Here is a 13,436-nt window from a genome sequence, read left to right as displayed (position 1 = left end):
AAAATCCTTGGGTCCGAGGCTCGCTGTCACAGACGCCGGCTGGCGCTTTGCGGCAACGCACCGATGGGGCTGAATGTCTCTCACCGCCAATCAGGGCGCCAAGATGACCATTTCGGGGAAGGTGCATAAACGAAGCGGCCGTACGTTTCCAGCCTCGAAAGCAACCTATACCGACTGCGCGGCTTCTATAACGAAGTAAATTGCTGAAAAGTTGATCTGATCGGACATTCTTTCAAAATTCGTCCGGCCTTCCGCATGAAAGCCGTTCGACTCAGGTTGAGCAAGACGTCCCTTTGGAGCTGGAATCCAGGCTCGCCGATGACCGACTACGGGGGGCTCGCTCAGGAGTCGGTTCACCCTGCGCCGCTCGGTTTTGCCTCAGGGGCCGGCCCCGGAGCGCCGGCATACCAGATGAGCAGGCAGAGAAGGGCCACGGGCAGACCGATCGCTGACGTCGAGACGAAGAAAGCGGAATAGCCGAACGTTTCCACCATCTTCCCGGACAGGCCGCCGACGAATTTGCCCGGCAAGGCGTAGAGCGAGCTCAAGAGTGCATATTGGGTGGCGGCAAAGGCCGGCGAGACCAGCGAGGACATATAGGCGGTCAGGGCTGTGCCCGCGAAGCTGCCGGCGAAATTCTCGACGCTGATCGCCAGTGTCAGCAAGCCGAGCTTGGCACCGCTCGCCGCCAGCAGGGCCATGGTGAGATGAGACGCTGCGGCGGCGATACCCCCGCACAGGAGCGTCGGCATCAATCCCAGGCGCGATACGGAAAACCCGCCCGCGAACGCACCGACCATGCCGATCCAGACTCCATAGAACTTGGAAACCGTCGCGATCTCGGATTTCGAGAAGCCAAGATCGATATAGAGCGGATTGGCCATCACGCCGGAGACGAAATCGGGCAGGCGGTAGATCGCGACCAGCAGCAGTATGGGCACCAGCATCCAACCCAGCCGCAGGAACAGATCCCGAAGCGGGTAGAGGAAGGACGTCGCGAGTGCCGACGTCCGGGCTGCCGGATCGGCTACCGCCACGGTGGCCGGCCCACTGATATCGGCCGCCATCTCTGCATCGTCATCGCCGGCAGCTTGCCTGTCGGGGGCAAACATCGCCGCCACGATGCCGACGAGCATCAAGGCCATCATTGCGAGATAGGCGCTGCGCCAGCTGGCCAAATCGGCAATATAAAGCGCACCGGCCCCCGCGCTCAGCAAGGCCAATCGATAGCCGAGCTGGTAGCAGGCCAGCATCATGCCCTGCTGCTCGGCGGGGGCGACGTCGATGCGCCATCCGTCGATCACCACGTCCTGGCTGGCCGCACAGAAAGCCGTGAAGGCGGCACAGGCGATGGTCAGTCCCAGGGTATGCGCCGGATCGCTGAAGGCAAGGCCGAGAAGTCCCAGGGCGACCCCGAACTGGGCCAGCAGCATCCAGCCGCGTCGGCGCCCGAAAAAGCCGGCCAATATTGGTGGATCGAACCGGTCGACGAGCGGCGCCCACAGGAATTTGAAGCTATAGGCGAGCGCCACATAGCTGATCAGCCCGATGTCGGTCAGGGAGATGCCGGCCTCTCGAAGCCGCGCCGATTGCGTGGAGAAGATCAGCAGGAAGGGCAGACCGGAGCTGAAACCCAGCGCCAGCATGAACGCCAGGCGTGTGTCGCCAGCGATGTTGATCAGCAACGAACGGAATTTTGCGCCGGGAATCATACATCGGTTTTATAGTTGCCCCTTGCGACGAGACCAAATCCTTTCGCTGCCCGCTGAACGACGCCGATCCATGCTCTCGGCCGGCCGCTGCTTGGATTTGACATGTCTCGGACGGGAGACTGGAGAGTGAAAAGGTGCCGATGATCACCCGGGCCGCCCTATTCGGGGTCGCCATCCTGGTTTCGCTCCCCGTTGCTTCCCCCGCCCTGGCCGATCCGAAACCGGCGCTCGCCATGCGGGGCGAACCGGCCCTAGCGCCCGGCTTCGGATCCTTCCCCTACGTCGATGTGGACGCTCCAAAAGGGGGCACCGCCAGCTATCCGATGCTCGGCACCTTCGACAGCGTCAACCCCCTCATCGTCAACGGGGCGCCCTCCCCCGGCACGAATACCCTCGTCTTCGAATCGGTGATGGCGCGATCCCTCGACGAGCCTTTCACCTTCTATCCCTCGATCGCCGAGGCCGTCGAGACACCGCCCGACCGGTCCTGGGTGGAATTCACGCTCGATCCCCGCGCGAAATTTTCGGATGGCGTTTCCGTTACGGCCGACGATCTCAAATTCTCCGCAGAACTCCTCCGGGAGAAAGGACGCCCTGGTGCGAGAACCACTTACGGCCAGATCGCCGACATCATTGTCCGAGATCCGCGCCATATCCGCTTCGTCTTCTCCAATGCAAGCAACCGCGAGCTGCCTCTCCTGATGGCCGGCATGCCGGTTCTGCCTCGGCATGCGATCGATCCGGCGAATTTCGACAAATCCACCCTGAAGCCCATGATCGGTTCGGGCCCCTATGTCTTCGACAGGATCGATCCGGGCAACAGCATCACCTTTCGCCGGAATCCCGACTGGTGGGGCAAGGATCTGCCGGCCAATCGCGGCCTCTATAACTTCGATCGCATCCGCTACGTCTACTACCGCGATCCGGTGGCGATGTTCGAGGCGTTCAAGACCGGCCAATATGATGTCAGGCCCGAGGGCGAGGCTTCGAACTGGGCGACGGGCTATGACTTCGCGGCTGCCCGGGACGGTAGGGTCATACGCCAGGAGATCGCCAACGGCCTGCCGAAGCCCGCCGTCGGCTGGGTGTTCAACACCCGGCGTCCGATCTTCGCCGATGTCAGGGTGCGCCAGGCGCTCGGCATGATGTTCGATTTCGAATGGGCGAATGCACGCCTCTATTACGGGCTCTACAGGCGCACCTGCGGTTATTTCGACGGTTCCATCCTGTCGTCCTGCGGCACGCCGGCCGACGAAAGGGAGAAGGCGCTGCTTGCGCCGTTCCCTGGCGCGGTAAGCCCCGATGTGATGGATGGAACCTGGCGGCCGACGGTCAATGACGGCTCCGGACGCGACCGCAAGGTGGCCCGCCAGGCTCTCGATCTGCTCAGGCAGGCTGGATGGAGCATCCATAATGGCAAGCTGCAGAAGGATGGCGTGCCGTTCACCTTCGAGATCACGGTCGGCGACAAGGCCACGGAGAGAATGGCGCTCGTCTACGCCGACGGCCTCAAGCTCCTTGGCATCGATGTCAACCTGCGCATGGCGGATGACGCGCAATTCCAGCGGCGCAAGCAGAATTACGATTTCGACATGCTGCAGTTCAGCTGGCAATCCTCGTTGTCGCCGGGCATGGAGCAGAATTTCCGCTGGAGTTCCGAAGTGGCCGACGTGCCCGGCAGCTTCAACTACGCCGGCGTGAAAAGCCCAGCGGTGGATGCCATGATCCGCACGCTTCTGGCGGCAGAAAGCCAGGAGGATTTCGTGGCTGCGGTCCGAGCGCTCGACCGCCTGCTGATTTCCGGGAACTACGCCATTCCCCTCTTCCATGCTCCCAAGATGTGGATTGCCCGGTGGAACGGGACGACCCGGCCCGATAAACCGGCTATGGCTTTAGGGGCATACAGCGATACACTCGCTTCCGATCCGATTCTTGCTCATGTGAAGGCGCCCTGAGGCCCATGACGACGAACAGCTCCTCCAGGATCGGCACGGCTCCTCCCACCCTCGACCTGCTGTTGCGGCAGAACGCCCACCGCAGCGGCGACGTACTTGCCCTGATCGATGCACCGGACCGTCCGCTTTGGGCCGACGGCGCGCCACGGCGAATGACCTGGATCCAGGTCGATGCCGCGGTCTCGGCGGTGGCAGGACGCTTTTTCGAAATGGGCCTGCCAAGCGAGGCCGTCGTCTGCATCCAGGGGCTCAACGTCACGGACACGCTGATCGCCCTGATGGGCTGCATCCGGGCGGGACTGGTCGCAGCGATCGTTCCGGTTGATTACTCTCCGGCCGAGATCGTCACCTTCGCCGAGCGGCTCAATGCAAAGGCTCTGCTGAGTGCCCGCAAGATGGGCCAGGAACAGCCCCTGAGGCCGCTCCGCCATCTCGTCGACGAGTCAATCGCCGACATTCGGTTCATTGGCGCTTTCGGCTCAGACCTGCCCGGCGGCACCGTCTCCTTCGAAGACTGTATCGGCTATCCCAAATCCGGCGCGATCACGCGCCTGTCGCGCCGTGAGCGTCCGGAAGACAGCCTCGCCATCATGACCGTCGACCGAGGCCCCGAGGGAGCCCTCGCCGTCGCACGCAACCACAGGGAATGGCACGCGGCCGCTTCCCTGGTGGTGGAGCGGCTGGGCCTTACCCGCCAATCCCGCCTGCTTTCGCCCATGGCCCCCTCAAGCCTCGCGGGACTTGCCAGCGGGCTGGTGGCGTGGCTCATCTCCGGCTGCCAGCTCGCATTGCACCAGGCCTTCGACGCTACCGTCTTCGCGGTGCAGATGAACATGCATGCCGTCACGCATGTCGTGCTCCCGAACGTGGTCCTGCAGGCCAGCCTGGCCGAGGGGCTCCTGTCGGGGCGCAAGCTCGAAAAAATCGCGAGCCTCGCCCGCGAGCCGCATCGCAACGTGGACCTGCCGCAAGCCCCCTGCGCCGTGCACCATTTCGCGATCCTGGGCGAAATCGGCATCATGCCGATGCTTCCGGCGGGCAACGGCCGATTTGGCTTGCCCGCCCATATAGGCATCGATGCCGACAGCCAGTCAGCCCTCCTCGAAACCCTTGTCACCGGGGATGGCCAGCTCGCCCTGCGGGGCGAACAGGTTCCGGTGGTGGGCTTCGACGTCAGCGACCGCGACCTGTCTTTTCCGATCTCGCCGGAGGACTGGGTGACGACGTCCTATCCGGCGGAAGCATCGGAAAATGGCGTGCGCATCACAGGCGCGCGCTATGCTGGTGCATCGGCTTCATGGGCCGCGGAGACACCGGCGCCGCAGGGAGCGGAGCCTCCCCAGGAGAGCGACGGACTGCGCGCTCTGGCGGGTGCGGCCTGACCTCACCACACCTTTCCGCGCGCCGCGACGGGCTCATAACCCAGCACTTCGGCCCCACGGGTCAGCACGACGGCGTCCAACATGTTCGCGACGACGCAGGCATGGTTGGGAACGATCCGGACGCGATCCCCGACCTTCAGCCCGATCGGCTCCTGGCTGACGAGGCGCCCATGTTCCTCCGAGAGGCTGTCGACGGCGATATCGGGACGGCCGACGACATAGCCATGGCCCGTCAGTCCCAGCAGATCGGAGGTGAGTACCTTCGAGCCTGCATCGATAACGGCCCGATGCGGGTCCGGCACCGAGACCACCGTCGCCAGTACGTTCAGGGCACAGTCGTCAAAACCGCAGATGCCCCGCTCGACCAGCGAACGGTCGTTGTAGACATAGGTACCGGGGCGGTATTCGGTCACGACCGGCGCTTCGTGGGCTCGCCACATGTCCGGGGATCCGCCACTGGTGATGGTCTCGACAGGCGTGCCGAAAGTCTCGATCAACGTCTTGGCTCTCGTCATGAAGTCCTGGACGGCCGACGTTCCGCCCACCGGCGGATAGGTCATGAGACCGCCGAAACGTAGATTGGGTGAAGATGCGATCCTGCCCGAAAGTTCGGCCGCAGCCTCTGGCGTCGGGACGCCGCAGCGCCGCGCACCGGTGTCGCATTCGACCAGCACGGTTAGTTGGTGCCCGGAACCGTCCATCGCGGCAGAAAGGTCGTCCACGACCGCCGCACTGTCGGCGACGACGCTCAACCTGACTCTCCCGGCAAGTGCCCTCAGCCGCTCGCGCTTGGCCTCCCCAATCAGGTTATAGGTTATCAGCACGTCGTCGATGCCGGCTCCCTCGGTCATGGCGTCCGCCTCCGAGAGCTTCTGGCAGGTGATGCCGACGGCTCCCTTCCCGATCTGGAAGCGGGCCAGCCGCGGCAGCTTGTGCGTCTTGATGTGGGGGCGCAGCTTGAGCCCGTGTTCGTCGCAGTAGGCCTGGAACCGGGAGATGTTGCGCTCGGCGATATCGAGATCCACGAGGACGGCAGGAGTCTCGACGGAAGAGTAGACTGCATTATCCATGATTGATCCTGATCAGGCGGCCTGTTTGGTTTCAGCAATGCGGACGAGATTCTTGAGGATGACGGCAGTGCCTTTGAGACGATCGTCGGGACGCTCGAAATCCCGCTGGAACAGGATACGCATATCCGGCCTCACCTTGGCGAAGGAGCCTTGCTCCGCAATGTAGCGCACCAGCCCGTTCGGATTGGCGAAGGAATTGTCGCGGAACGAGATGATCACCCCCTTGGGGCCTGCATCGACCTTCTCGACATTGGCGCGCCGGCACAGGGCCTTGATCGACATCAGTCTCAGGAGTTGGTCGACCTCGGGCGGGCGCTCGCCGAAACGATCGGTGAGTTCGGCACCGAAGGCATCGATCTCGGCATCGGTGTCGAGCGAGGATAGGCGCCGATAGAGACTGAGCCGCAACGTCAGATCCGGCACATAGTCCTCCGGGATCATCACGGGGGTACCGATGGTGATCTGGGGCGACCACTGCTCCTCGACCTCGGTTTCCACACCGCCTTCCTTCAGAGCCGCGACCGCTTCCTCCAGCATCTGCTGATAGAGCTCGTAGCCGACTTCCTTGATATGGCCAGACTGTTCGTCGCCTAATAGATTGCCGGCGCCGCGAATGTCGAGATCGTGGGAGGCGAGCTGGAAGCCCGCCCCGAGCGTATCCAGCGACTGGAGCACCTTGAGCCGTCGCTCGGCACCCTGCGTGATCGTGCGGTTGGCCGGCAGGGTGAACAGGGCATAGGCTCGCGTCTTGGAACGCCCGACGCGGCCCCGCAGCTGGTAGAGCTGAGCGAGACCGAACATGTCGGCACGCCAGACGATCAGCGTGTTGGCGGTGGGAATGTCGAGGCCGGATTCCACGATCGTGGTCGAGAGCAGGATGTCGTATTTGCCCTCGTAGAAGGCGGTCATCACGTCCTCGAGCTGGCCAGCGGCCATCTGTCCGTGGCCGATGGCGACCTTGGCCTCCGGCGCATATTCGTTGAGGAAGGCCTTGGCATCGGCAATGTCCTCGATGCGCGGCACCACGAAGAAGCTCTGGCCGCCGCGATAGCGCTCGCGCATCAGCGCCTCGCGCAGCACGACGGGATCGAAGGGCGTCACGAAGGTGCGCACGGCGAGCCGATCGACCGGCGGTGTCGCGATGATCGAGAGTTCGCGTACACCCGTCAGCGCCAACTGGAGCGTGCGCGGGATCGGCGTCGCCGAAAGCGTGAGCACATGTACCTCGGCACGCAGTTGCTTCAGCCGTTCCTTGTGGCCGACGCCGAAATGCTGCTCCTCGTCGATGATCAGCAGGCCGAGGTCGCGGAAGGAGATCGCCTTGGCGAGCAGCGCATGCGTGCCGACGACGATATCGATGTCGCCGGAGGCGAGACCGGCCCTCGTCTTGCGGGCATCCTCAGCCGAGACGAAGCGGGAAAGCTGCGCGACCTTGACCGGCAGGCCCTTGAAGCGCTCGGCGAAAGTCTTGGCGTGCTGGCGCGCCAGAAGGGTCGTCGGCACCACCACCGCCACCTGTTTGCCCGCCAGGGCACAGGCGAAGGCCGCGCGCAGAGCCACTTCCGTCTTGCCGAAACCCACGTCACCGCAGACGAGCCTGTCCATCGGACGGCCCGACGCGAGGTCCTCCAGCACGGAATCGATGGCGAATTGCTGGTCCTCGGTCTCGCTGTAGGGGAAACGCGCCGCAAACTCGTCATAGATGCCCTGGGCGGGTATGAGTTTGGGCGCCTCGCGCATAGCGCGGGCGGCAGCTATCTTGATGAGCTCACCCGCCATCTCGCGGATGCGCTTCTTCATCCGCGCCTTGCGTTCCTGCCAGCCGCGACCGCCGAGCCTGTCGAGTTGCGCCTCGGCATCCTCGGAACCGTAGCGGGACAGAAGCTCGAGATTTTCCACCGGAAGGAACAGCTTGTCGCCGCCCGCATAGTGGATCTCGAGGCAGTCATGCGGCGCGCCGGCGGCCGTCACTGTCTGCAGGCCGATGAACCGGCCGATGCCGTGCTCGACATGAACCACGATGTCGCCGGGCGAAAGCGTGCCGATCTCCGTCAGGAAGTCCTGCGCACGCTTGCGCTTGGCCGTCCGGCGTACGAGCCGGTCGCCCAGAATGTCCTGCTCGGAGATGATGGCCAGGTCGCGGGTCTCGAAACCGGTCTCGAGCGGCAGGATGCCGAGCGCAATTTCGGATTTAGGCAGCGCCAGGGCACGGGCGAAATCCGGCACGGGCTTGGCCTGCGTCAGCCCGTGATCGGAGAGCACGGCCCCGAGCCGCTCGCGCGAACCGTCGGTCCAGCCAGCGACGATGACGCGCTTGCTCTCGCCCTGGAGGTCGCGGATATGGCGCACGACGGCGTCGAACACGTTTGAGTCTTCAGCCGCCCGCTCGGCGGCGAAAGTATGACCCTGCTTGCCACCGCAATCGACGACCTCGCGCCCCGGCGCGCCGGGCGCGGAGAAGGGCGTGACGCGGACGAGCGCCGATTCATCGAGGCGCCGGCGCCACTCCTCGGGCCCGAAATACAACCTGTCGGGACCTAGCGGCTTGTAGGGCACGCCTTCGCCCGACTTGCCGAGCGCCTCGCGCCGGGCATCGTAATAATCCTTGATCTGCGCGAGACGTTCGCCAGCGGCATCCTCGGCCAGGGGGTCGAGAATCACGGGCACGCCGGGCAGGTAGTCGAAGAGCGTGTCGAGTCTGGTATGGAACAGGGGCAGCCAGTGCTCCAGACCGACATAGCGACGCCCTTCCGAAATCGCCTCATAGAGGGGATCGCCGCGCGTCTGGGCCCCGAACTCGGACAGATAGGCCTGCCGGAAACGCTTGATCGTCTCGGTGGTGAGCTGGACTTCGCTCATCGGAACGAGGTCGAGCATGCGCAACTGGGCGGAGGAGCGCTGCGTCTCGACATCGAAGCTGCGGATCGATTCCAGCGTATCCCCGAAGAAGTCGAGGCGTACCGGCAGCGGCAGCCCTGGCGGGTAAAGGTCGAGAATACCGCCGCGCAGGGCGTATTCCCCCGTTTCGCGCACGGTCGACGAACGCAGATACCCGTTATGCTCCAGCCAGGCGGCCAGCCTGTCCATGTTCACGGCATTGCCGGGGGCGGCGGAAAGGGACTGCGCGGCGACGAGATCGCGAGACGGCACACGTTGCAGCGCCGCGTTGACGGTGGTGAGCACGATGCGCGGCCTGTCCCCGCCCCTGGTGGTGGCGAGACGCGAGAGCGTCGTCATCCGGCGGGCGACGACGCCCGCATTGGGTGAAACGCGGTCGTAAGGCTGGCAGTCCCAGGCCGGGAGGACAAGGACATCGACTTCCGGAGCATAGAACTGGAGCGCGGCCTCAAGGCTGGCCGAACGAGCTCCATCCCGGGCGACATGGAGCATGGCGGCCGGCAGGTCCCGCGTCTTCGCCACCAGGGCACGCGCGAGGTCCGCCAGGACAAGACCGTCCTGGCCGTCGGCACAGTTGGAAAAGACGAGGTGGCCGCCCTGGGCGAGGTGGTCAGCGGCTTTCATGCAAACATCGGCTTCATGGAAGAATGGTATTCGCGCAGGCGGCGAAACAGGTCCGTATCATATTGGGCGGGAACGGGTACCTTGCCAGTGACCCAGTCGTAGAGTTCGTGATCCTGGGCATCGATGAGCCGCTCGAAGTCATCGACTTCGCTTTCGGCGAGATCGACGATCACGGCATCGCAGAAGCTGCCCATGATCAGATCCATCTCGCGAAAACCGCGATGCCAGGCACGATACACGATGCGTCGCCGACGCGGATCCAATTCTTCAGCGGTACGTATTGTTCCGGACATGTTCTCAATCCCTCGCGACGCTGTATAGAGAGTTGGAGCGGCGGAGGAAACCGTCAAAGTGAATTGCCGTACCGGCGTCCGGGCTCAAGGTTCCGGCTGGAGCATGGACAGGCCACGACTGAAGAGCGCCGCGCGGCCCTTGTTCTTCTCGATCCACTACGACGATCGGCAGGACGAGGCTAAGGTGCGGTTCATGCGCCCCGCGATTCTCAATCCCCTCTTTGCCTCCGTTTCCTCCCTGCCCGGGATTGGGCCGAAGCTTGTGAAGGTACTGACGCGCCTCCTCGGCGGAGCGGAACCCACGGGTGCCCGCGTGATCGATGCGCTGTTCCACCTGCCGACCGGGGTGCTCGACCGGCGACTCAGGCCCAAGCTGATCGAGGCTCCCTTTGAAACTCTGGTGATGGTGGAAGTCACGCCGGAACGCTACATACCGAGCACCGGCCGCGGGCCGTTCCGGGTCTACTGCTCCGACGATACGGCCGACCTCACACTGGCTTTCTTCGCCCCTCAGACGACGTGGATCGAGAATGCCCTGCCTATCGGCCAGAAGCGCTGGGTGAGCGGCAAGATCGAGCTGTTTGACGGCATGCGCCAGATGGTGCATCCAGACCGCATCGTCGACGAGGCCGGTCTCAAGGCGCTTCCGCTCATCGAGCCGATCTATCCGCTTACCGAAGGCCTCTATCCCCGCCAGATCCAGAAGACCGCGCAGGAAGCTCTCGCCAGGACTCCCGAATTGACGGAATGGCAGGATCCCGCATGGCTCAGGACACGGAACTGGCCGGGCTTTCGCCAGGCACTCGCCGACCTTCATTCCCCGCAGACACCGGAAGCGGTGGCCCCGGGTTCATCAGCGCGCGAGCGCCTCGCCTACGACGAATTGCTGGCCTCCCAGCTGGCGCTTGCCATGGTGCGTGCCAACAACAAGGCGCTGCCTGGCCTTGCGATCGCGGGCACCGGCGTGATCGCGGCCAGGATCGAAGCCGCCCTTCCCTTCAGTCTCACGGCAAGCCAGGTTCACGCACTCGCCGATATTCGGGCCGACATGGCCGCTCCTACCCGCATGCTTCGTCTCCTCCAGGGGGACGTCGGGTCCGGCAAGACGGTTGTGGCGCTCCTTGCGATGGCGACGGTCGTGGAGGGTGGCCGCCAGGCGGCCCTGATGGCGCCGACTGAAATTCTCGCCCGCCAGCACCTCGCCACCATCCAGCCGCTGGCGGATGCGGCGGGACTTCGCATAGGCATCATTACCGGACGAGACAAACCAAAGGAGCGCACCCGCATGCAGGAGGCGCTCAGGAATGGGGAGATCGATATCGTCGTCGGCACGCATGCCCTCTTCCAGGACGATGTGGAGTTTCGCGATCTCGGCCTCGCCATCGTCGATGAGCAGCACCGCTTCGGCGTGCATCAGCGCCTCGCTCTCAGCCGCAAGAACGCGGCAATCGACGTGCTTGTAATGACGGCTACGCCCATCCCGCGAAGCCTGGTGCTGACCTATTTCGGCGATATGGATTCCTCTGCTCTTCGGGAAAAGCCGGCTGGCCGCAAGCCGGTCGACACAAGGCTGGTTTCCCTGGAACGCCTCGGCGAGGTGGTGAGCGGGCTCGGCCGCCTGCTGCAGACCGGCGCCCGTGCCTATTGGGTCTGCCCGCTGATCGCCGAGTCGGAGACCCTCGACGTCGCCGCCGCCGAGGACCGCTACAATCACCTCGCCTCGCTCTTCGGCAACAAGGTCGGGCTGCTGCACGGTCAGATGAAGGGCGCGGAAAAGGACGCGGTGATGGCACGCTTCATCGCCGGCGATCTGCGCGTTCTCGTTTCGACCACGGTGATCGAAGTGGGCGTGAACGTGCCCGAAGCGACCGTCATGGTCGTCGAGCACGCCGAACGTTTCGGCCTGGCCCAGCTTCACCAACTGCGCGGGCGCATCGGCCGGGGATCCGACAAATCCACCTGCCTGCTGCTCTACAAGGGTCCTCTCGGCGAGGTGGCGAAGAAGCGCCTCGAAATCATGCGCGAAACCGAGGACGGCTTTCGCATTGCGGAGGAAGATCTCAAATTGCGTGGCGAGGGCGATGTCCTGGGCACGCGCCAATCCGGCATGCCCGGATTCAAGGTAGCCGACCTGGAAGTGCACCGTCATCTGCTGCCGGCCGCCAATGACGACGCCCGGCTCGTCCTGTCGCGCGACCCGCAACTCACCTCTCCCAAAGGAGAAGCGCTGCGCGCCCTGCTCTATCTGTTCGAACGCGACGAGGCCGTGCGCTTGCTGCGTTCCGGGTGAGCCGAGCGCGAGCCAGCGGCCGAGGAAACATGATCAGCCCGGTTCCACGGCCGGGATCGATTCAGGCTGTATCAATCCCGCCGAAATCACGAGCTTGGTGGCCTGTTCCACGCTGATCGACAGTTCGATTACCTTGGACTTCGGCAGAAGGAAGAAAAAGCCCGTCGTCGGGTTGGGAGCGCATGGCATGAAGACGGAGACCCACGCCTCGCCATTGCCGCCCGGCAACCTTTGCTCGATCACCGGACTCGGTTCGGAGGAAATGAAGACGATGGACCACGCTCCTGCCGGGAACTCCACAAGCCCCACCTTGCGGAAGGTGGTTCCCGATTGCGAGAAGACCGTCGAGAAGACCTGCTTGAGCGCCTTATAGATGCTGCGGACGACGGGGGTACGGTCGAGCAGGTGCTCGCCGAAGCGAACCAGCGTGCGTCCGACCAGGTTGGCGGTGAAGAAGCCCACCAGCGTCAGCCCGATCACAGCGACGATAAGGCCAAAGCCCGGAATCTGGAACGGCAGATAAGTCTCCGGCAGGTAGCGCAGGGGAATGAAGGGCTTCACCCAGCCATCCACCCATTGGATGAAGGTCCAGATCAGATACAGAGTGATGGCGACCGGCCCGGTGACCACCAGGCCGGTCAGGAAATAATTGTGCAATCCGCCAAACCTGCTGGCCCGTTGCGGGGGGCCGACCGGCGTTACATTCGGGGGTATTGTCTCGCGTACCATACGGAAGTTCTAGCATGGCCCATGCGCGATCTGTCGATCCAAATTTGAGCAAGTCTGGGTGATCGGGAGGCAAGCGGGCGGCGTGCATCCCCCACCGCCTCCCGATCGGTCATCGGCCTCAGTATTCCGGCGTTACATAGGCCGTTGCGATCGTCAGGTGCTGCAGGCACGCTTCGGGCTGGTTGTCCTGGAGCAGTCTCACGGCAAGGTTCAGTTCCGACTTTGCGGTAAGGCGAGCGTCGCGATCGCGAATGCCGTCCACCGCGAGGGCGGCCTGCGAGAGTTGCGCCTCATTGCACATGGTCGCGGGCCTGACGACGGCACCGTCGCCTGCGAAGGCTCCCGTGGTGGCGGCAAGTACGAACAAGGCTGCAGCCCCGAGGATCCTGGTCATGCTGCTTCTCCCTTTTGATGTTGGAATTGGGAAGCTTGCCCATCCGGGAAGTGCTGCGGACGAAGCCGTCCCGTCATGGGGTGAACCGC

Annotated in this window: 9 protein-coding genes; 3 read left to right on the top strand and 6 right to left on the bottom strand. The window is 64.0% G+C overall.

Annotation, left to right across the window (positions count from 1 at the left end; genetic code table 11):
- Positions 1-353: 353 nt before the first annotated feature.
- The gene (locus tag AC6H34_RS23625; protein ID WP_448147394.1) at positions 354-1,685 is read right to left on the bottom strand and encodes an AmpG family muropeptide MFS transporter; all 1,332 of its coding nucleotides are present in this window, start codon (positions 1,683-1,685) and stop codon (positions 354-356) included.
- A 167-nt stretch (positions 1,686-1,852) separates the two neighbouring features.
- On the opposite strand from AC6H34_RS23625, the gene AC6H34_RS23620 reads away from it, so the two are divergent.
- Both AC6H34_RS23620 and AC6H34_RS23615 read left to right on the top strand, forming a co-directional pair.
- Positions 1,853-3,667 carry an extracellular solute-binding protein gene (locus AC6H34_RS23620; protein WP_497541268.1) on the top strand — a complete coding sequence of 605 codons (1,815 nt, stop codon included), beginning with the start codon at positions 1,853-1,855 and terminating at the stop codon, positions 3,665-3,667.
- Between the two features lie 5 nt (positions 3,668-3,672).
- On the top strand, positions 3,673-5,049 hold the full coding sequence (locus AC6H34_RS23615; protein ID WP_497540416.1) for an AMP-binding protein: 1,377 nt from the start codon (positions 3,673-3,675) through the stop codon (positions 5,047-5,049).
- 2 nt (positions 5,050-5,051) lie between these two features.
- Here the strand turns inward: AC6H34_RS23615 and AC6H34_RS23610 are convergent, their stop codons facing one another.
- From AC6H34_RS23610 to AC6H34_RS23600, 3 genes are read right to left on the bottom strand one after another with little or no spacing between them, the layout of a single operon-like run.
- Complete coding sequence (locus AC6H34_RS23610; protein ID WP_448147392.1) at positions 5,052-6,119, bottom strand: D-TA family PLP-dependent enzyme; 1,068 nt, start codon at positions 6,117-6,119, stop codon at positions 5,052-5,054.
- A gap of 12 nt (positions 6,120-6,131) precedes the next feature.
- On the bottom strand, positions 6,132-9,641 hold the full coding sequence (gene mfd / locus AC6H34_RS23605) for a transcription-repair coupling factor (RefSeq protein WP_497540415.1): 3,510 nt from the start codon (positions 9,639-9,641) through the stop codon (positions 6,132-6,134).
- On the bottom strand, positions 9,638-9,934 hold the full coding sequence (locus AC6H34_RS23600) for an FAD assembly factor SdhE (protein WP_497540414.1): 297 nt from the start codon (positions 9,932-9,934) through the stop codon (positions 9,638-9,640). Before AC6H34_RS23600 ends, mfd begins: the two co-directional genes overlap by 4 nt.
- Positions 9,935-10,127: 193 nt before the next feature.
- Here AC6H34_RS23600 and recG point away from each other — a divergent pair, with 193 nt between their 5' ends.
- Positions 10,128-12,224, top strand: coding sequence for an ATP-dependent DNA helicase RecG (gene recG, locus AC6H34_RS23595; RefSeq protein WP_497541267.1), 2,097 nt, complete (start codon positions 10,128-10,130; stop codon positions 12,222-12,224).
- 33 nt (positions 12,225-12,257) lie between these two features.
- On the opposite strand, the gene AC6H34_RS23590 is transcribed toward recG, so the two are convergent.
- Both AC6H34_RS23590 and AC6H34_RS23585 read right to left on the bottom strand, forming a co-directional pair.
- The gene (locus tag AC6H34_RS23590) at positions 12,258-12,953 is read right to left on the bottom strand and encodes a DUF502 domain-containing protein (protein WP_448147389.1); all 696 of its coding nucleotides are present in this window, start codon (positions 12,951-12,953) and stop codon (positions 12,258-12,260) included.
- A gap of 118 nt (positions 12,954-13,071) precedes the next feature.
- Complete coding sequence (locus AC6H34_RS23585; protein WP_497540413.1) at positions 13,072-13,347, bottom strand: hypothetical protein; 276 nt, start codon at positions 13,345-13,347, stop codon at positions 13,072-13,074.
- Positions 13,348-13,436: the final 89 nt, after the last annotated feature.

The sequence above is a fragment of the Labrys sp. ALF-8 genome, assembly GCF_059699065.1.
Note: the sequence above shows the minus strand (reverse complement) of the source record. Positions and strands in the feature narration are given on the sequence as shown.